Origin of the sequence: Arthrobacter sp. 147(2020) (genome assembly GCF_013116715.1) — a bacterium.
Lineage (GTDB): Bacteria > Actinomycetota > Actinomycetes > Actinomycetales > Micrococcaceae > Arthrobacter_D.
Genome location: NZ_JABFOM010000019.1, coordinates 29,449 through 48,231, shown reverse-complemented (window position 1 = coordinate 48,231; position 18,783 = coordinate 29,449). Strand labels below are relative to the sequence as shown.

Annotated in this window: 16 protein-coding genes; 8 read left to right on the top strand and 8 right to left on the bottom strand. The window is 60.5% G+C overall.

Annotated elements, in window-relative coordinates; all coding sequences use genetic code 11:
* Positions 1–29: 29 nt before the first annotated feature.
* Both HMI58_RS12595 and HMI58_RS12590 read right to left on the bottom strand, forming a co-directional pair.
* Entirely contained in the window at positions 30–1,259 is a 1,230-nt protein-coding gene (locus HMI58_RS12595; protein WP_171620214.1) for an RNA-guided endonuclease TnpB family protein, read from the bottom strand.
* 152 nt (positions 1,260–1,411) lie between these two features.
* Positions 1,412–2,779, bottom strand: coding sequence for a pentapeptide repeat-containing protein (locus tag HMI58_RS12590; RefSeq protein ID WP_171620212.1), 1,368 nt, complete (start codon positions 2,777–2,779; stop codon positions 1,412–1,414).
* A 416-nt stretch (positions 2,780–3,195) separates the two neighbouring features.
* Here HMI58_RS12590 and HMI58_RS12585 point away from each other — a divergent pair, with 416 nt between their 5' ends.
* The gene (locus HMI58_RS12585; protein WP_171620210.1) at positions 3,196–3,933 is read left to right on the top strand and encodes a pentapeptide repeat-containing protein; all 738 of its coding nucleotides are present in this window, start codon (positions 3,196–3,198) and stop codon (positions 3,931–3,933) included.
* A gap of 147 nt (positions 3,934–4,080) precedes the next feature.
* Here the strand turns inward: HMI58_RS12585 and HMI58_RS12580 are convergent, their stop codons facing one another.
* Positions 4,081–4,314 (bottom strand): hypothetical protein, encoded by a 234-nt coding sequence (locus HMI58_RS12580; RefSeq protein WP_171620208.1) that lies wholly within the window; start codon positions 4,312–4,314, stop codon positions 4,081–4,083.
* A 396-nt stretch (positions 4,315–4,710) separates the two neighbouring features.
* Between HMI58_RS12580 and HMI58_RS12570 the strand changes: the two genes are divergently transcribed.
* The 5 genes from HMI58_RS12570 (at position 4,711) to HMI58_RS12550 (ending at position 10,343) form a co-directional block, all read left to right on the top strand.
* Positions 4,711–6,042, top strand: a complete 1,332-nt coding sequence (locus HMI58_RS12570; RefSeq protein ID WP_171620206.1) for a hypothetical protein — start codon at positions 4,711–4,713, stop codon at positions 6,040–6,042.
* Between the two features lie 227 nt (positions 6,043–6,269).
* Positions 6,270–7,289, top strand: a complete 1,020-nt coding sequence (locus HMI58_RS12565) for a pentapeptide repeat-containing protein (protein ID WP_205208148.1) — start codon at positions 6,270–6,272, stop codon at positions 7,287–7,289.
* Positions 7,290–7,386: 97 nt separating this feature from the next.
* Entirely contained in the window at positions 7,387–7,971 is a 585-nt protein-coding gene (locus HMI58_RS12560) for a hypothetical protein (protein WP_171620202.1), read from the top strand.
* 233 nt (positions 7,972–8,204) lie between these two features.
* The gene (locus HMI58_RS12555; protein WP_171620200.1) at positions 8,205–8,789 is read left to right on the top strand and encodes a recombinase family protein; all 585 of its coding nucleotides are present in this window, start codon (positions 8,205–8,207) and stop codon (positions 8,787–8,789) included.
* A gap of 441 nt (positions 8,790–9,230) precedes the next feature.
* Positions 9,231–10,343 (top strand): hypothetical protein, encoded by a 1,113-nt coding sequence (locus HMI58_RS12550; protein WP_171620198.1) that lies wholly within the window; start codon positions 9,231–9,233, stop codon positions 10,341–10,343.
* A 734-nt stretch (positions 10,344–11,077) separates the two neighbouring features.
* Here the strand turns inward: HMI58_RS12550 and HMI58_RS12545 are convergent.
* Together HMI58_RS12545 and HMI58_RS12540 are read right to left on the bottom strand one after the other, a co-directional pair.
* A complete protein-coding gene (locus HMI58_RS12545) occupies positions 11,078–11,239 on the bottom strand; it encodes a hypothetical protein (protein ID WP_171620196.1) in 162 nt (53 codons plus the stop codon).
* Between the two features lie 100 nt (positions 11,240–11,339).
* On the bottom strand, positions 11,340–11,705 hold the full coding sequence (locus tag HMI58_RS12540; protein WP_205208147.1) for a UBP-type zinc finger domain-containing protein: 366 nt from the start codon (positions 11,703–11,705) through the stop codon (positions 11,340–11,342).
* Positions 11,706–11,938: 233 nt separating this feature from the next.
* On the opposite strand from HMI58_RS12540, the gene HMI58_RS12535 reads away from it, so the two are divergent.
* Together HMI58_RS12535 and purU are read left to right on the top strand one after the other, a co-directional pair.
* Positions 11,939–14,227, top strand: coding sequence for a beta-galactosidase (locus HMI58_RS12535; protein ID WP_171620194.1), 2,289 nt, complete (start codon positions 11,939–11,941; stop codon positions 14,225–14,227).
* A gap of 60 nt (positions 14,228–14,287) precedes the next feature.
* On the top strand, positions 14,288–15,154 hold the full coding sequence (gene purU, locus HMI58_RS12530) for a formyltetrahydrofolate deformylase (protein WP_171620192.1): 867 nt from the start codon (positions 14,288–14,290) through the stop codon (positions 15,152–15,154).
* Positions 15,155–15,190: 36 nt separating this feature from the next.
* Here the strand turns inward: purU and HMI58_RS12525 are convergent, their stop codons facing one another.
* The 3 genes from HMI58_RS12525 to HMI58_RS12515 form a co-directional block, all read right to left on the bottom strand.
* On the bottom strand, positions 15,191–16,093 hold the full coding sequence (locus HMI58_RS12525) for an AraC family transcriptional regulator (RefSeq protein WP_205208146.1): 903 nt from the start codon (positions 16,091–16,093) through the stop codon (positions 15,191–15,193).
* 483 nt (positions 16,094–16,576) lie between these two features.
* The gene (locus tag HMI58_RS12520; RefSeq protein ID WP_318779217.1) at positions 16,577–18,202 is read right to left on the bottom strand and encodes a M23 family metallopeptidase; all 1,626 of its coding nucleotides are present in this window, start codon (positions 18,200–18,202) and stop codon (positions 16,577–16,579) included.
* A 172-nt stretch (positions 18,203–18,374) separates the two neighbouring features.
* Positions 18,375–18,713 carry a hypothetical protein gene (locus HMI58_RS12515; protein WP_171620190.1) on the bottom strand — a complete coding sequence of 113 codons (339 nt, stop codon included), beginning with the start codon at positions 18,711–18,713 and terminating at the stop codon, positions 18,375–18,377.
* Positions 18,714–18,783: the final 70 nt, after the last annotated feature.

Genomic DNA, 18,783 nt, shown 5'->3' with positions numbered 1-18,783 from the left:
TGACAAGCGGGATCAGTGCAGAAAATTCCTTAGCCCTGGGCAGGTTGAGCGGTGGCTGAAGGTATGGTTGACGCGGCCCGTCGCCAAGGCTTCTGCGTCCGAACCCCCGGGGTCCCCGGGTTGGTGATGAGTGCACGGTCCAGGATGTTCTGGGCGGCGTTGGTGTCAGCGTGTGCCTGGTGTCCGCATTCCATGCAAGTGAAGACCGCTTGGCTCTCGCGGTTGCGTGCATCGATGTTTTGGCAGGACTGGCATTGGCGTGACGTATTGCGTGGATCGACCCGGATGACGTCCATTTTTTGGGCCAGACGAGTAGTGAATTGCCGCCAGCAAGAGGCAAGGATGGCCCGGTTCAAGCCAGCCTTCGCGCGCGCATTGTTGGGGAGGAAGCTACCCGGGATGTCGGGATCTGGCCGGGGTGCAGGGCGGCGGACCATGTTGGCGATCTTCAAGTCTTCGACGGCGGCCAGGTCGTAAATCCTGGCCAAGGCCGTTGTGGTTTGTTCGACCCAGTTGGTCCGCCGGTCTTTCAGGGTGCGGCGGAGGCCGGCCAGCTTCGCAAGGGTCCTGGCACGCTGTTTCGACCCCTTCTCCTGCCGTGCCAGTCTGCGCTGCAGAGCCAGGAAGCGGCGTTGTTCTCCCCGGGTCCAGGAAGGCGCCTGAATGAAGATCCCGTCGCTGCTGGCCACGGTGTTCGCCACACCGACGTCAATCCCGACCTTGGCCCCTGTGCAGGCAGGAACCTTGGGCCTTGGTGGAGTGGTGATGGAAACATGCCACCGCCCGTTGTGGTGAACGGCCCTGGCGCTGGTGCCTTGCTGGGCATCCCGATACGGGTAGGTGAGCCGGAACTTCACCCATCCGACCTTCGGGATCAGAACTTTGCCCCACCGGCGGTTGATGCGGCGTAGCACCAGATCCCGGATGGCAAACCCCGACTTCGGATCTCGGGCCGACCGGAACCGCGGGAGTCTTGCCCGTCGGGCGAAGAAATTTTGGAAAGCCCGGTCCAGGTCCCGCAGGGCCTCCCGTTGGACGGAGCTAGATCCGGCCCGCAGCCAGTCCAGCTCCTGGCGCAGTTCGGTTAGCTCCTTGCCCTGGCTGTAGACGGTGATCTTCTGCTCGAAGTGACGCTTGTCCTTCGTCCACATTGAACGCTGCTCCAGGCCGAGGTTGTAGACGAACCGGGCGTGCTCAGCGTGCATCACCATGAGGGCACGTTGCGCCTCCGTCGGATACATCCGCTGCTTCAGGCTCATAGCACCCAATGTGTACCACGAGGGAGTCGTCATTGGTCGTTAAAGACACAACCTGATCGGCTTTTCTCTGCTGAACCCGTACCAGCTGGTACCGCGAGCTGGCCCAGCGGAACACGACGATGGCGTACTCGTACCCATTCTCTCTCGTGCGGCTACTCATCATCCTTGACGACGGGGGGCCAGTCGGCAGGCTCGACGTTGGTCGGTTTGGATGTCGGATCGTCATCCCAGTCGAACTTCGGCGGCGGATCCCACATTTTGGGGTCAACAAAACTGACCAATTTTGCTCCGAAATCGACAGGCGAAAAACTGGTTGGGCCGGTGAAGTGTGCGCCGATGAACGAGGTCTCGCCGGTGAATTGGGCTTCGCTGAACGAGATGTATTCGCCGGTGAATTGGGCTTCGCCGAACGAGATGTATTCGCCGGTGAAGTGGGCTCCCCAGAAGTAGGTTTTTTCGCCAACGAAGTGGGCTCTCCTGAAGTGGGTTTTTTCGCCAGTGAACTGAGCTCCGGTGAGCATGGTGTATTTGCCAGCGAATTGTGCTTCAGCGAACGAGATGTTTTGGCCGGTGAAGGAGGTTTCGATGAAATGGGTTGTTTTGCCGGTGAACTGCGCTCCGACGAACCGGGTGTCGGTGCCGGTGAAGTCGGCCTTGCTGAACAAAGTGTCAGTGGCGGCGAAGTGGGCCCCGTCGAAATGGGTGTAGTCGCCAGCGAAGTGGGCTTCGCTGAACAAAGTGTGGTTGCCGGCGAAGTGGACTTCGCTGAACAAGGTGTAGTTGCTGGTGAAGTGGGCGCCGTCGAAACGGGTGTAGTTGCTGGTGAATCGGGCTCCGTTGAACCAGACGCCTGTACCGGTGAAATGGGCTCCGTTGAACAAGGTTTCTTCGCCGATGAAGTGGGTTCCGTTGAACAAGGTTTCTTCGCCGGTGAACCAAGCTCCTTGGAAATAAGCATCCTCGAACACCGCCTTGCGGAAATCGAAGTTGTATGGCGACCACGAAATATCTGCCGTCTGTTGCAGGTGAGCTGTGATGACGCTGACGATCGTTTGCCTGACGACCCGGTCGTTCTGCCGGTAGCTGTGATGCTCCTCGATTTCTGGGCGCAAATCCCCTGAGAGTCGCCTAACGACGAGTTGGTGTTGATGGTTGGCACCAGTATCGGCTGAGTAGGGTAGCCGGAGGTAGCCGCAGAGCACATCGATGCACTGCTGCCGTTTGAGTCCATGAACCTGGTCAGCGACACCGGCCATGGCGTAAACACCGGCCATCCGTACCGCTGGGTCGGGATGTCCGAGTTGTTGCGCTGCGGCACCGAAGTGCTCAACGAACCGTCCGCTTTCCAGGTCGCGCTGCTTGCGATACGCGACGACAAGGAATACGACACCACCGACGCCGGCAACGATTGTTAGCACCGTTGTGGTCAGCTCAGTCGGCTGGACTTTCCGGGTACCGATGTCGAGGATCCAGGAAAGGACGAGGGTCGCTGCGATAGCTACCAGTACCGCCGCTGCCAAGCCGAGAAGGACAGCCGGGAGAAGGGGCTGTCGTACTGCCCATTTTTTGGCAGATCTATAACGGCGCTTCAAGTTCGGGAGAGTCATTGACTCCGTGAACCGCTTTTGTGCCTCCTGAAGCTTTCCCACACTTCCCCCATCCCCGCTCAGACGAGGCAGGTGCGATCCTCGCGCTTCACAGGATCATATGTGTTCAGGCGGGCCAGTGGGGGAGCGCTTTGCTTTCATCGCGGCGTTCCTGCTGCTGATGTTCTCCTGGCGGGCGTCCGTGCGGCGAAGTTAACCGACCAGTTCGCGGCGCTAAATCGACAGAGAGCATCCTCTCCAAACCAGCAGTGCTTTACTCTTTCCGGATGAGGCACGTTCACAGAAAATTGATCCCTGCAAAGCTTGCCGGCGTTCGTAAGGCGAGGAGCATGCCTGATCGACGAACTCGACGCGACAAGTGGGTACACGACGGCTTGTTAGCTATCTTGGTGGGCTCTGTGGCTGGGTTGATCTCCGGAGGGATACTGTTTGTCGGACAGTCCCGGCTGGACGATTCCAGAGCGGAGCGCGAGATGACCGCCGCCGAAGAGTTGGCCGACAATGCCGCACGGCTTGAAAACTTGCGCTACGTTCGCGATAAGTCCGGAGTCGAAGGGGCGTTCTTTGGCTCACTGGATCTGGCTGAAACGCAACTCTCTGGTTTGCAGCTACGCGAGTCGAACTTCTACAACTCCGTTCTAACCGGGGCGTATATGTCCGGGATGGATCTTACTTATTCGAATATCACGGGCGCCGACTTGACCAACGTCTTCAGCACGGGAACTGATTTCACCGGATCTGATTTTTCCGGTTCGAACATGGAGAACGCCTTTTTTCTGCTCAGCGAGTTCGAGGGTGCCTCGTTCACGAGAGTTTCAGCAAGCGGTGTCGATATGTTCGATTCGAGTTTCGCCGGTGCACGTATCGACTGTATGGATGTGCGGGGTGCGAGTTTCAGAGTGGCTGACCTTTCCGATGCTACTGTCTCGAACCTAATCCATGACGCGAGCACCATCTGGCCGGAAGGGTTCACACCACCGCCCACTGTCACCCGGGAATCTTGCATGCTGGAAGAGCACAGATCGCCGTCAGTGGCAGCCGTGGAATCCAATATGCGCGACAGATGAACCCTGTTGCCTTCCGCGATCCCCTAAGGCAGCGGCGCCCATGCGGCGGTGACCAACACCGAACGGGCACGTTCATCGGAGCCGATCGCGAGGGGCTAGTCCAGCACGGCCGGCACCACATATCGAGGTGCCAGAGTGAGGTTAGAGTTACCACTTCTCGGGATGGTCGATGAGTTCCTGTGCGAGGATCTGGGAGCCGGTCCAAGGCGCAGGGCAGTCGTGGGGTGGGGCCAGAATTTCGGCTGGTGTCGCCACTGTGCCGAGCATGAAGACCACTTCTTCCCAGCACTGGCGGCAACCGGTGGGGGTGATGTCCCGTTCGGTGATCGCGTGGAAGTGGACCCGGAAGAGGTCGCTGGCCTGGGTCGACTTTGAGCTCATGATGGCTTACTGCCGTTCTTTGTTGTGAGGGCTCGGTACAAAGTGGCCGGGCTGACTCCGACGACCGCAGCGATTTCTTTCACGGTTATCTGGCCGGCGTCGTAAAGGTCCTGGGCGCGCTGTTGTGATCTGGGGGAGAGGGCCTTAGGACTGCCGCCAGTCCGCCACCGCGGTCTAACAGCGTCTTTGAGCGGCGATGTCCGCCTCGCTCATCTAAGGTCTCCATGTAGCTGATTGCTGGCCGCGCGCAACACTGAGAGAAGCGCAGCTTCGCACGGGCGGAATCGATCCCTTAGTGAACCACTTCTCGCACAGAAGCAGACGAGTCAGCGTAATATTCTCGGCACTGATGATGAGGTCATGGGGCAAAGCCGGATGTACTAGCTAGGGGCGTGGGTGGGCGTGCTTGATTCCTTCTTCGATTTCCTTGAACAAGTGCGCGTTTGGATCGAAAACGATGTCGATGTTCAGGTCGATCCACTAGCCGCGTTCATCGCAAGCCTTGCTCTCATCGTGGCGTTGATAGCCAATCGGCGCTCTTCAAAGATGCTGGCGGACGATCGAAGTCGAGCGGGCAACATTTCGAAGGTCGCAATTCACGAACACTCCATGCAAGCAGTGTTTGAGGATTACACCCGCTCACCCAAGACATCGCCTCGAGACGCCGGGGAGGGTGAGGGATTCACGTGCAGCGTCTACTCTGGTGACACTGAAGTCGAAGTAGAGAGTATTTACCTCAAAATTGTTTTTATCGAGGGCATGCTTGCACAGAGACGATGGGAGGTGCGCGTAGACATTCAGGCGTCAGAGGGACTCGCACTGCCTGCAACGCCGCTTCCGTTTCGCATGCAACCGAATAGCCGTTTGGACTGGACATTCCCAACCTTCATCACCTTCTTTCCTAACCGCCGCGGCAAGGAGCGGAAGATGGATGTGACCCGAGTTATGCGCACGAGTGAGCAATTGTGCTTCGAGTTTGGGGCATACTCGAGAGTTAGTTCCTCGCCAGTTACCGTGCTCAAATGGCACCGCCTCGAGTTTCTAGGCCTGCCTTTGAGGCGGGCTCCGTGGACCAGGGTGGTCAAGTACCCATCTCTATGGGCCACCTTGACATCACCCAGCTGCCCTCACTCCCTAAGGGGGTGGTTCCTGGAATGGCTCGAGTGTCGAGCTGATTTCGATCAGCGTCTTGCCGATGACGTGTCTGGGCAGCTCCGCGAGCTGTTCCTCGAAGTTGTGTACTGGCACTACTGGCCCGTAGGTGCCATAACAATTGGGGGAGGCAACGTCGCTTTTGGCAATCCCGAGCACGACTCGGCGAAGCATCGAGTTATGGGTACTTTACTCGCACGCGGCGACCAGTCGCCAATCGACCGCGGCCTAGCCGTGAGTGGACGCGGAGGTAGCAGTGAAGCTAGTCAGTTGCGCATGTATATCGTCATGTCACTGCTATCAGGCAAGGTCCTGTCCTCCGACTTATCCGCCATAGGGTACGAGTTGGCACCGGGTCTTGATCTTGATGATGCCCTCCTGCAGTCTGCTATGAAAGCGTGTCGTTTAGGTGGCATCAGAAATCGCAAGCTAACTGCACGAGAAAACGACGAGCTGGCGAAACATTTATCCGCCATCGCCGGAGAATTGTCGAGGTGCACCTACATGCCGCCGACCTACTGCGAAGAAGTCGTATCCGATGCTTTGCACGGGAAGACTGCAGAGCGGATCCTCTAACCGGCAGTTGTCAGCGCGGATGACAATGCTCCTCGATCAAAAGTGTGTCCAGCTTCGCCCGAGCATCCACCAAGGGCATTCTCGGCGCTGAGGTGGTCGAGAGTTCCCTTTGGAGTTGTCAGTGTGCCGGTTAGTATCACTTCATGACTCTAATTCCAGCCATATCCTCGCAGGGCTGGCAATCTTGGTGCGATTCTCTTTTCGCGAAAGTAGGAAGGGGAGCTTAGATGCACTTTCGGTCATGGCCAGGCGCTTTGTTATGTCTGCTACCTGGCGGACTGGGTTGTTGGTTCTTTTTTAGTGCCAAGCAATTAGGCACAGCGTATGAGGCCTTAGGCGCAAACCTTATCGGAGCGTCTGCCGTGGCCCTCGCTGTGTACCTCGTTGAAACCAAGCGCGACAGGAGCCTCGGGCAGTTCGCACAGGAACACGCTTTCACCTTGCAAATCGCTTTATCGCGGGACCTATCTGGCGCCGACCTAAGTAGGCGAAACCTTACAGGGCTATCCTTTCGAAACAGGAAGTTAAGGGGTGCGAACCTCGAGGGCGCTTCCCTGGATGGAGTGGATCTGTCTTTCGCTGACCTTGGTGGAGCAAATCTGCGCTATGCCAGCCTTAAAGGATCAAAACTCGACAGCGCGGATCTGCGCCTGGCGGACTTTAGCCAAGCCCAAATGTCACATTCGTCGCTCATATTGGCGGATTGCCGCGGATCCACCTTCATCAGCGCCAAGATGATAGGAGTTCTTGGGCTAGGCGCCAACCTTTCAGTCCTGCCAGCCGAGGAGATCGTCAGTCTTCAGTCTTCGATAGGTCGCGAAGGGGCGCACTGGCAGCAAACTCCTCTTCCAAAGCTGAACCGCGAGGCTGGACAGCCGGCGACAATGGGTGGAGCGAGCCTGCTGGGGTCACAGTGGACAGGAGCCAATTTTACTGGAGCTGATTTGTCGCAGGCAGACTTTAGACACGCGGTGCTCGGGACCGATGTGTTTCGTTACGACCACCCGGGCTTCTGGAAGTTTCTGTGGTGGGTGATACAGAAAGACGACCGGTGGCGCGCCGTTGGTTCCACTCGCATGGGAATCGCCCACGGCAAAGGGGTTGAATGGGTGCCTGCAAATTTCTCAGATACACGCACCACTGGCGCCCTGTTCGAGCGCTGTGCCGGGCCCGACTTGGAATTCACTGATAAGCAGCTTGCCAGCTGCAAGTCACCAGTGGACCCAGAAGAGTTGCGAGGAGACTAATAATCGCCCGAGTAGATTACTGGACCACATAGTCTGCGCGTAGGCTTCGACGGTGACCAGACCCAAACCTCCTGCGCCCGCTCATACCATGACGAAGATGGCTTCTTGGCGCTTCACGTGGCTCACCCTAAAGGCAATGCTTTTTCACCGGAGCACTGCTGGCGATGTAGTCATCTACTGGATTGCGCCGCTCGCCCTTGCCGCCTCCACTGTCGCACTGTCCTTTGTTTGGAGTCCGGGCTTCGCTATCACCGCACTCCTCCTGTTCGTCGCCGGTGAGTTGGCTATGGTCCATCTCCTTGAATGGTCCGGGTGGTGCGCGACACGGTACGTCAACAAAGAGCAGACACTAGCTCTTGTGGTCAAAGTGCTTTCGGATGGCTCGTGGAAACCGGACACCCATGTCAAGGAGCCAGAAGTGTCAAAGGAGGATACCGCAGCCTTTCGAGTTAGTGTTATGGCGCATCTTCTCGAAGCGGCAAACCGGAATGCGGTGATTCTGAGAATGACCGCCCGCGATGAAAAGCTACTTAAAAGCTACGAGCAAGATTTGAAAAAGGCACAGGAGCAGATGGGGATACCCTTGGCCGACTTCCAGACCATCGAAATTGAGGGCAAGAATTGGATTCGCGGTTTCAACTGTGCGGTCAAGCCGTCGGTTACGGCCTCCGGCCGCGGGTAGTCCGAACCCTAGGTGACCGCAGTTGCGACTTCGAGTCTTCATTCCGCCTAATGCCCCAACTCTCTATGCGTTGCTGTCTCGAAACCCTTTAGATATGAGGTGTCTCTTTGAGTAGCTCTCTGCCCGATCGGCGTCACCGGGATCTCCATGGTTCGTGATTCTCATATCTATGCCTCGAAACCATATGCTTGGATTAGGGTCAAAACCTTTAGATACGAGACACCTGGAGTGATGTGGCGAAGCTGATTGGTTACGCGCGAGTCTCCACTCGGCCTCAGTCGACCGATCGGCAGGAGACAGGTCTGATCGCGGGCGGAGTGCGGCGTGATGACTTGTACATTGACCAGGGGGTGTCGGGCGCGCGGGCGACGAGACCCCAGTTCGATCGTGCCCTCGCTGCGTTGGAGCCCGAGGACACTCTCGTGGTGACCACTTTAGACAGGCTCGGGCGATCGACGCAGAACATGCTCGACTTCGCGCAAGAACTCCGTAGTCGGGGAGCCGGTCTTCGGGTGTTGAACCTCGGCGGCGGCGACGTCGATACGTCGACCCAGATGGGCTCAATGTTGTTCACGATCATGGCGGCGTTGGCGCAGATGGAACACGACATCAAGCGAGAGCGGATCCTCGACTCGATCGCGAAGCGGCGGGATGCAGGGAAGGATTTAGGAGGGAGACCACGCCTGATCAGTGACAGTAAAATCCGAAACGCTCTCAGACTCGTCGACAGTGGTGAGCCAGCCGCGCAGGTCGCCCGCGACCTCGGCATGTCTCGCGCAACCTTCTACCGCCGTTCACAGGGGCTGAACACGAACTAGAACATTCGACCGACCGCCGCCAAGACGGAGCCACTCAGGGTTGCGATTCACAGGCCAGTTTCTACGATCCGCCGTCGCAGTCAACAGGACTTGTAAACGACCGTGTTTGTGAGAGGCAGGCCGCGCAATTTGTCCGGTGGAAGCGGCGTAGCCGTCGATTAGCGGGGCTTCGACGGTCGTGAAGTAACTTGACGCAGAAAGTTCAGCCTCATCAGCTGGCTCGTCGTCCCTAAGCCTAGGCTCAGAAGCTGAACTTGGGCCAACCGGGTCCACAGCGGTCTCATATTTCGAGATGAAACCCTAAAGCCCGCAGGATTGTCTGTGTCGCGTTGTGCGTATTGGTTTAGCTACCGTTTCGTTTACCTTGCGCAGACTAGTAACGAGCGTGGCGTATATTGCTAAAGTGCACGCAATCGTGCCATCGAAATTCTGGGGGATCGAATGAGACGACTACTCGCTTTTTTGACTCCACTCGCCCTATTGCTGACTGCCTGTGGAGCGTCGGAGCCCCCGGCGGCAAAACCTACCCCGTCGCCGGAGAGCGAGCAGATCGTGCTGGTGGAGACAAGCGTCAGCTGCGAGACCCTTATTGGCGATGACGGGGGCTTGATCACCCGATCTGGGGAGTTCCTGGGAGGTGTCACGGAGCTAAGTGCAGAGAACTTGGAGAAGGCAGAAGGGTTCTCGGAAGATTTCGGTGAATTGTTGCGCGCCGCCGATGAAGAACTCCAAGAGCCGATTGCCATCATGCAGGACGAGCTTGATGGACTGATCGCAGCCATCAAGAACAATACCGACTACCAGCTTGTCCTTAAGGACTTTGCCTCGGCTGGCCAAGAATTAATTGACACTTGCAGCGGCGTCATGACCTCACCAACAGCCGCAGCGACACCGGCACCGACGCCCACGCCGACAGAGGATGAATCAGTAGCTAGGGGGTCCACAGAGCTCGAGGTTGTTGCCTCCGAGTTCGGCAACGAGGGTTATACCTTGGACTTTGACTGGGCGATTGCAGATCCCGGTCAGGCAGAGATTGTTTCTGTTGAAGGGGGCGCCTTGGGGTCTCGAGATTTATCGCTAGTCTTTGACTCCGCAATGCAGTTCACCAATACGACCGAGGGCAGCCGCACTTTCAACTTCCACGATGAAGGTGGCGTAAGCATCGTATTGCGTTATCCCAACGGCAGCCCTGTGTGCGACTACGCCCTCAACCGAGCTGCGACAGATGAGTCGTGCTATGTAGACACATGGGACGGAACCATAGTGGGAATTCGATTCAGCGACTTCCCCTCCCTCAACGAGATCATCGAAGGGGAAGCGACAGATCAGGTCCAAACTACACACGAACTAACTTTGTATGATGTGCCCGAAGCTGAAGAGGACCAGATTTCTGAAGCGCTGCTGAATTACGAACAAGTGACGATGTACATGCACTACGGAGACACTACGGACGAGTTCAAGTCCAATTGCGATCAGGCGGCCCTCGAGAGTATGGAGTACGCAAGCATCTACTTAGCTATAGGCGCCATTGGCGCGGTCCGTTGCTCAGAGTAAGGGACTCCTACAGCGGGGGATAACACCCAAGAGATTCGCCCCTCTTGCGACGGCCTATCCATATAAGCTGTTGTTCGACTGTCGGGACACCGACACTGAGACGACCAGTGCCCCACTCGCCCTGACGCTGGCCGTGGATGCGTAAACCGAAATATTCGACGCCATCCAGGACCACTCTGGCATCTTCGTCCGGGCAGCCATCGATTAGATCCAAGATGCGATCGAAGGCCACATCCGGGCTGCCGGCACCGAGCTGGCCATCCGGGTCGAACACTCGCTGCTCGCCCGGCACCCTCATCGCCAGCCATGCCGTGGTCGATGCAAGCTTTGCCCGTCACAGCCTGATCTACTTGGCTGAGCTGCATTCCCCTCTCGAAGGTCTCACATGCCCAAGTTCCCAGCTGTCCTGTCCTTGGCTGTCGTAGCTGTGCTCCTCACTGGTTGCAGCGTTGCAAGAATGGAGCGGGAGGACTAGGGAATAAACGAGGCGAAGAAGCGCAATGCCGGTGTTCGGCCTCGCGCTGCCGATAGACTCTTAGGATCAAATTTATGTCAAGAATTGAACGGGAAGATCAGGGAATGTTCGGGAACGTCCATTCGGGGCTCGAGCACTGACTCCCCATGTCGGGAGGTTCTTTGGGGAAGTTCTGGGAAGTCTCGGGAACTATTGCTTGTAAACAGGGGGTCGCCGGTTCGAATCCGGCAGGAGGCTCCACCAAAGACCGCCGCTGGTTCTAGCGCGGCCCCTGGACCCCACGGCTCCGAATCTCCTCAGCCCTTGCCGCCTGCATGCCGTGTTTCACCCCGAACCGGATGATGAAGTACAGGACGAAACAGCCGAGGATCGCAGGAATGATCGTGACCAGCAGTACCGGAAAGATGATTAACGCGTCCAAGCCCATGTGTTCCCCCAAAGATTGCTTGTACAGGCAGCCAACGGAGTGCCTCGATCCAATCTAACCTCGATCTTTCCAGTACCCCATCACAGGGCGGTGTTTACGAGGTGGCCGCGTCGCGAGCGGCGAGGATCGAATTCCAGTCAGCCGGCACGCGTTCCGCTGGCCCCGGAACGGTCTGTTCTATCGGACGGCTTGTTGGTGGCGCCAATTCCGGCCCCAGGAGCGCGGTCTCTTCACGGTAGTCCCAGAACCACGACTCGCCAGGTTCGAAGCTGCGCACATAGCGGTGTCCGGTGGCCTGAAAATGCGCGGTGGCATGCTGTCCGAGTGAGGAGTCGCAGCAGCCGATGTGTCCGCACACGGCGCACCGTCTGAGGTGGACCCACCAGCTACCTGACGCTTCACACTCAAGACAACCGGTTCCGCTCGGGGGCGCTGTCACGTTGATCCCTGCCATGGTCATTTGCTGCCTCCTGGGTCGATTCAAGGTGAAGAGTCCGGACTTGCACCAGCGGCGGCCTTGGGGAGCCGTCACATGTTGGGAGCGCATCATTTAGGTCCATTAAGCCCCTGGATCATCATGACGGCAAGGGTGCCGGGGGCGGGGGATGAAGGAAAGCCGATCCCAAGAGGGAGACTCCAGCCACCCGGGCTGAGGTCCATACCAACAGGTGTGCCCCGGGATAGGGTGTCAGGGTGAACCCGACGACGACGTCTCCGCTGTCCCTGACCCATCGTCCCTGGACCGCCTCGCTGGGGCGCCCGGCGATGGCGAACCAGGAGGATCGACACACGCGGATCGGCCTGACCACCCGCTACCTGGAACGCGACGGCGCCCCCTACATCCCGGTGTCGGGTGAGTTCCACTTCAGCCGTGTTCCGCGCCGGGATTGGGCGCGGCGGCTACGGGCGATGCGGGCGGGTGGCATCACTACCGTGGCCACCTACGTGTTCTGGATCCACCACCAACCGCAGCGTGAGGTGCCGCCGGACTTCGCCGGCCACCTCGACCTCGCAGCGTTTGTCGACCTCTGCGCCGCGCACAATCTGGATGTGGTGCTCCGGATCGGCCCGTGGTGCCACGGCGAGGTCCGCAACGGGGGGTTCCCCGACTGGGTCCAGGATGCCCCGGTCCAGCATCGGACGGATGACCCGGCGTACCTGGCGCTGGTCCGCGGGTGGTTCACGGCCATCGCAGCGCAGCTTCCCGGGCGGTTCGGCGATACCTCGTGCATCATCGGGATCCAGCTGGAAAACGAGATCTACGACCAGCCCCAGCACATCGTCACCCTGAAGCAGATGGCCCGCGACTGCGGGATGACGGCCCCGCTGTGGATGTCCACCGGCTGGGGCAGTGCTGAGCTGCCACCGGATGAGGTGCTGCCCATGTACGGAGGATATGCGGACGGTTTCTGGGTGGACGCCGACGCCGACTGGGACCCGACGTTCCGAGAGCACTTCTTCTTCTCCCATGTGTGGGACGACCCCGGAATCGGCGCCGACATCCTCAAGATGAACGGTGGACAGCGGTCGGACAGCCGCGGGACAGTTTCGGCCCGGTTCCCACCGGTGACCTGTGAGCTCGGCGGCGGAATGGCCACCGCCTATCATCGCCGCCCCCTGCTCTCCGGTGCCGATATCGCTGCCGTCGCCAACGCAAAGATCGGCAACGGGTCGGCCTGGCAGGGGTATTACATGTACGTCGGGGGGACCAACCCCGGTCCGGGGCTCCAGGAATCACAAGCCACTGGCTACCCCAACGACATGCCGGAGTTCGACTACGACTTCCACGCTCCGATCGGCGCCTCGGGCCGGCTCAACGACACCCACGCCATGCTGCGACGGCAGCACGCCTTCCTTGCGGCTGTCGGAGACCGGTTGGCGACGATGCCCTCCTCACTGCCGGACCTCATGCCCCGGGGAGTGCAAGACACGGAGGTGCTCCGCTGGGCGGTTCGCAGCGACGGCACCAGCGGGTTCGTCTTCATCAACTGGCACCAGCCGCACGAACCACTCCACCCCCTGACCGGGGTCACGTTTGACCTGCAGCTCGGTGAGGAATCGCTGCGCTTCCCCGACCAGCCGACCACCATCCTCCCCGGAACGCTCGCCCGGTGGCCGTTCAGACTTGCGGTGGGTAACCTGACCCTCCAGTGGGCCACCGCCAGCCTCCTGACGCTCCTCGACCGTCCGGGCGGCGGCACCGTGGCAGTACTGACTGCAGAACCGGGGACTGCCGTGGCTATCGCTCTGGAGGATGGAACAGTGCTCCCGTCACCGGATGGCCGGGTGTTCGTGCACGCGGACGGTGACGACGCCGTCGTCGTCCTTCCCGTCGCAACCGCAGATCTCGCCTGGGTTATGGACGGCACCCTCTACCTGTCAGCGGACGAGCTGGATGCCGACGACGACGGCGTCACCACCTGGGTGCGGACGCCCGGACCGCCGCCGGAGGTGTTCGACACCGGCGCGCTCCACTTCGTCTCCCTGACGCCGTCTGACCCCTTAGGTCGGGCTCACTCCGGCCGGCGACCCGTAGCTGCCGAGCAACTTCAGACAGCCACACCACCGCCGTCCGAATATGGTGCTCACCAGGGGAGGGCTAGCGCGCCGGGCCACGACATCCTGGTGAAAAAGGGTGCCGCCTATCGGCTCCATCTTCCCGAGGAGGCCGCTGGCGGGTCCTCACTGGAACTGGAGATCGATTGGGTGGGTGATGTGGCGGCCCTGGAAGTGGACGGGGAAGTGGTCGCTGACCAGTTCTGGGATGGCACTTTGTGGACGGTCGATCTGGGGCCGGCCGATGACGCGCCCCGTGAGGTGATCCTCCGTGTCCTGCCGCTGCATCACGAAGCCCAGGTCTGGCTCGACCCCTCGGTCCGAAGGAAGCTCCCGGCCGATCCTCAGGAGCAGGGCCTACGCAGCGCAGCTGTATATTCAGCTGTGGCAATGCGCCACGGCGTCGCAGTTGTGAGCGCGCGATGAACCTGCAAACCGTGATGAAGCCGCGCACCATGTCAACGCAACGAAAGTGCTGAACGAACAATGGAACCGAACAACGAAGTCGAACACATCCTGGCACTTCACTGTCCGGAACGCCCGGGAATTGTCCACGCGGTGTCCGGCTTCCTTTTGGAGCAGGAGCGGGACATTGTTGAACTCAAGCAGTTCGGGGACCGGCAATCGGGACACTTTTTCATGCGCGTCCACGTCGCCGGTCCCGACGTCGACGGGCTGACCGAATCGATGCAGGCCGCGTTCGGCCCTATCGCAGCGGAGCTCGACCTGACGTGGCGTTTGGAGCCGCTCGGCACCAAGCGCCGGGTCCTGATCATGGTCTCGAAGTTTGGGCATTGCCTCAACGATCTGCTTTACCGGTCGCGGATGGGTGAACTCCCGATTGACATCGTCGCAGTGGTGTCCAACCATCCGGACCATCAGGACCTGGTCGAATGGCACAACATTCAGTTCTTCCACGTACCCGTCACCGCCGACACCAAACCCGCCGCGGAGGAGCGCCTGATGGAGCTCGTGGATCAGCTCGACGTCGAGCTGGTGGTGCTGGCGCGGTATATGCAGGTACTCAGCGATGACCTCACCCGCCGACTGAACGGCCGTGCCATCAACATTCACCACTCTTTCCTGCCTAGCTTCAAGGGGGCGAAGCCCTACCACCAGGCTCATGCGCGAGGCGTGAAAACTGTCGGTGCCACCGCCCACTACGTCAATGCTGAGCTGGACGAGGGCCCGATCATCTCCCAGCAGGTGGTCGAAGTGGATCACACCTACAGCGCCAACGACCTGGTGACCGCGGGAAGGGATACGGAGCGAAAGGCCCTGTCCAACGCCGTCCGCTGGCACTGCGAGGGACGTGTCTTCTTGCACGGGAACCGGACAGTGGTCCTGAAGTAACTGGCTGTCCAGACGACCTATCGTTCGGGGATCGTCCTACGAGTTGCGGGTTTGCTCAACGGGAATCCAAAGTTGTCCCTTCCCTTCGGTGCCGCCTGGTGCCGGCTGGACACTGAGCATCTCCGGACCCGGCGCCCAGCGGTATGGGTTGGCGGGGAACCACTCAGTCGCAGCGTTGGCCCAGAGGTACTGCAGCGCCTCCGGAAATTTGCCCTCGGTTTCGAAGACCACCCATAGGCTGGCCGGTACCTCAAGCGAGTCAAACTCCTCAGGGGCTGGCCGCGAGGTGACTACGGCATGCCAGTAATCCAGTTCGCTGCCTTCGGTGCGCTGCGCATCGATGCTCCCAGTCACGGAGACGGTACCGGCCGGGTCGGTATCCGAAAGCTCGGCCAACCTGATCTTGGCCTCCTGATCGAGCCCCCGTTCGAAGTCCTGGATAGCGGTGTTCGGTCCCTCATGGACCAGCGGCACCCGGGTCTTGAATCCGACCAGGCGGAACGCGTCCTTCTCGACAATGCGGTGTTTCATGTCGATGCTCCCTTCAATGCGTAGATGAAATCTCAGTTGCGGTTGGGAATGGAGGACCGCTCCTGGGCGTCGGGCCTGGGAGGGCGTGAGTTCATGCATGGTCTTGAACGCACGGGTGAACGCTTCGGCTGAGCCGTACCCGTACCGAAAGGCAACCTCCAGAACGGCTTCACCGGCTACGATCTCGGCGGTTGCCGCGGTAAGTCGTCTGCGCCTGATGTATTCAGATACCGGCATGCCCGCCAAGGTCGCGAACATGCGCCGGAAGTGATACTCAGATGTCATGGCGACCTGCGCCAACGCGGTCATGTCCACTATTGCGGTGAGATCCGCCTCGATGAGCTCTATCGCCCGGTTCCATTCCTGCACTACTGCCTCCGTTTCCACCTGCAACGCTACGGGAGCCATCTCGTCGCTGCCCCGACAATCCCTGCCCGAAGAGGTCGGGTGGCCAGGGGGCGTCCGGGAGAGGGGCAACGGCGGGAAGGGCGGGAGCGAGGGCTGGTACGTCCGCGAGGTGGTCGTTGGGCGGAACATCGGCCGGGGGTCACTCACCCGGTGTCGTCACTGCCCCAGGGACACGGGGAAGGCAGTGCGGGGGCGGCTTCGGCCCCCGCCAAAGGCTCCGCGCAGGGCAGAGCCGACTGGCTTCCCGCTGCGGCTCATCGTTGAGTCGACGCAGCGGGAAGAAAGAGGAAGAACTGTCTAGGCGGCCTCTGCGATGCAGCAGTCTTCGCAGAACACTGCCTCAACGAGTTCTCCGCAGCACTGGCACCTATGATCCATGTTTGTCATGGACCGAGAGTAGGCGGACTCCGGTGCTGCGTCACGAGTAGGACGTACTCGACTTATATAACCGACGATGCAAGTAACTACCTGCTTGTGGCCCGGTCAGGATGCCGCAGGAACCGACTCCGGCGCGGTGTTGCTGCGACCTTCGCCCGCGTCGGCAACACCAGCTGCTGCGGAGTCCGTTTCGGTTTCCTCTGGCTTCGGCGACTGGCCGGATTCATCCTCGTCCTCGCATCCCGGGGCGGGGTCAGCGGGCTCTTCCCCGTCGACGTCACCGTCTTCTGGACCTGCTTGCACCACCGGTTCGGGTTCAGTGGTGGGCTGCGGCGACGGGCTTGGCGCTGGGGCAGGCGCCAGATCGGACTTGCCACCCGTTTCGACTCCCTCTGCGCCCTCGGGATCAGGTTCCGGTGCCGGCTCTACGTCACAGGTCGGCTCGGGCTCGGGCTCCGGGGTCGGCGAAGGCTCGGGATCTGGGGTGGGTGAGGGCGAGGGTGATGGCGATGGCGAAGGCGTGGGCGACGGTGTCGGACTTGGCGTGGGCTTCGATGTCGGGTCCGGCTTGCCAGCCTCGACGGGATCCGGGGTGGAGGGCGAGGGCGTTGATGTGGGCTCAGAGGGCGAAGCCGACGGACCTGGCTGAACCGGTGCTGGTTTCGCTGATCCGGGTTTAGGTGATGGGTCAGCGCTCGGGGCCGACGACGGCCGGGCTGGCTTGGGAGTGGCGGCGGGTGGGGGTGGATCCGTTCGGGGAGCAGGCGTGCTTGCCGATGGTGTGCCCACGGCCGGCGCGGCGCCGAGCACCAGCCCTGCCCCGAAGTTGTCGGCTCCCTGGTCGGCAGCGTGGTCGTGGGACACCTCGTGCGGCATGGCGATCACCCACGGGACGGGGCCGCTGTCCCCGGAACCGCCGGGCTCGTAGGAGGTCATCGCGGGTGTCTCGATGCTTGTTGCCGGGCTCAGGGGGTTGAGGGTCCAGCCCTTCGGGTCCACGTGGGACCCGTCGCGGATGGTCTCGAAGTGCAGGTGGCAGCCGGTCGACGAGCCGGTTGATCCGATGGCCGCGACAATCTGGCTGACGGCGACGGTGTCGCCGGCCTTCACGGAGATGCCTTCCAGGTGGTTGTAGGTAGTGATCAGGCCGTTGCCGTGGTCGATCTCCACCCGGTTGCCGCCACCCCAGGGGTGCCAGCCCACGGCGCGGACAGTACCGGCGTCGGCGGCGTGGACGGGGGTCCCGCACGGGGCGGCGAAATCCAGCCCATAGTGGAACTCGCCCGCCTCGCCGGTGATGGGGTTGATGCGCTCGCCGAAGGGGGAGCTCGGGCTGAGCAGGGCCAGGGGAGACATCAAGGTTCCGGGTGCGGGCCGGGCAGGGTCATCGGACTGGACGCTGGTGACTTTGAAGTCGTCCGGCTCGTCGGCCGCGTTCCCGGTCGCTGACGGGAACCCCTTGAGGGGGTCCGCCGGAGCAAGGAAGTTCTGCGAGGCGGGAACAGGGAGGGCCAGAAGATCCCGGCCGACCCAGCCGGTGGGGAGTGTCGAAGAGACCGAAGTGCGGTCTTCCGCTGCGGCGACCAATTGCCCTGGGGCGCCGACGGTGGAGTTCTGGTAGCCGGAGCCGCATACCGCCGCGACAGCGATGCAAACTGCGAGTGTTGTCCGCGTTGCAGACTTTCTCAATCCCGGCATCTTCGGGTCGGCGATTGGTCGGGCAAGTGTCACGTTCAGCTCCAGGCATATCCCCGCTGGGCAAGCTGATCGACGGGTTAAACCCCGTCAACGGGAAAGCGAACTGGCCCCCACCGACTCACCCCTGTCACGGGGAATTTCATATGTACTCACTCAGAGTGACGCAAGCAGCACCGATGCGCAACGGGTTGAGGCAACGGACTTGCTAAGTTTTTGCGCAGGAGTTCTGCAGGGACTCAACCGAGTCCCGTGGCACGTCGTCACCGGCAGCTGCGATCTCCCTCAGGGGATCCGTAAACTCGGCTGGTAAACCGGCTGTTTCGGCCGATCCGACCAGGTCCGAAAGGAGCTGTTGATCAGCCAGACTGACCGAACCATCCTCGACGAGGCGGCAGGCCTGGGTGCGGAGTTCGTCGGCGGTGGCCTCAGCGAACCGGGAGGCGGCGTCACTGGCTATCCCAGAAGCGCTTTCCTCGAGTTGGGCGCAACTCGATAGCGCGAAGGCGGCGGGAATAAGGGCCAGGAGGGCGAGGCGGGTTTTCACTCACCGATTCTATCCTTCGGGTCGCCCTCCCAACGCTAGCTTTCTTCAGGAAAGCTCGCTACGGTATCGA

Coding starts and splice junctions, on each gene's coding strand:
- HMI58_RS12585 (WP_171620210.1), top strand. CDS start 3,196: ATGCCTGATCGACGAACTCGACGCGACAAGTGGGTACACGACGGCTTG.
- purU (WP_171620192.1), top strand. CDS start 14,288: ATGGAACCGAACAACGAAGTCGAACACATCCTGGCACTTCACTGTCCG.
- HMI58_RS12540 (WP_205208147.1), bottom strand. CDS start 11,705: ATGACCATGGCAGGGATCAACGTGACAGCGCCCCCGAGCGGAACCGGT.
- HMI58_RS12550 (WP_171620198.1), top strand. CDS start 9,231: ATGAGACGACTACTCGCTTTTTTGACTCCACTCGCCCTATTGCTGACT.
- HMI58_RS12560 (WP_171620202.1), top strand. CDS start 7,387: ATGGCTTCTTGGCGCTTCACGTGGCTCACCCTAAAGGCAATGCTTTTT.
- HMI58_RS12525 (WP_205208146.1), bottom strand. CDS start 16,093: ATGGCTCCCGTAGCGTTGCAGGTGGAAACGGAGGCAGTAGTGCAGGAA.
- HMI58_RS12565 (WP_205208148.1), top strand. CDS start 6,270: ATGCACTTTCGGTCATGGCCAGGCGCTTTGTTATGTCTGCTACCTGGC.
- HMI58_RS12580 (WP_171620208.1), bottom strand. CDS start 4,314: ATGAGCTCAAAGTCGACCCAGGCCAGCGACCTCTTCCGGGTCCACTTC.
- HMI58_RS12595 (WP_171620214.1), bottom strand. CDS start 1,259: ATGAGCCTGAAGCAGCGGATGTATCCGACGGAGGCGCAACGTGCCCTC.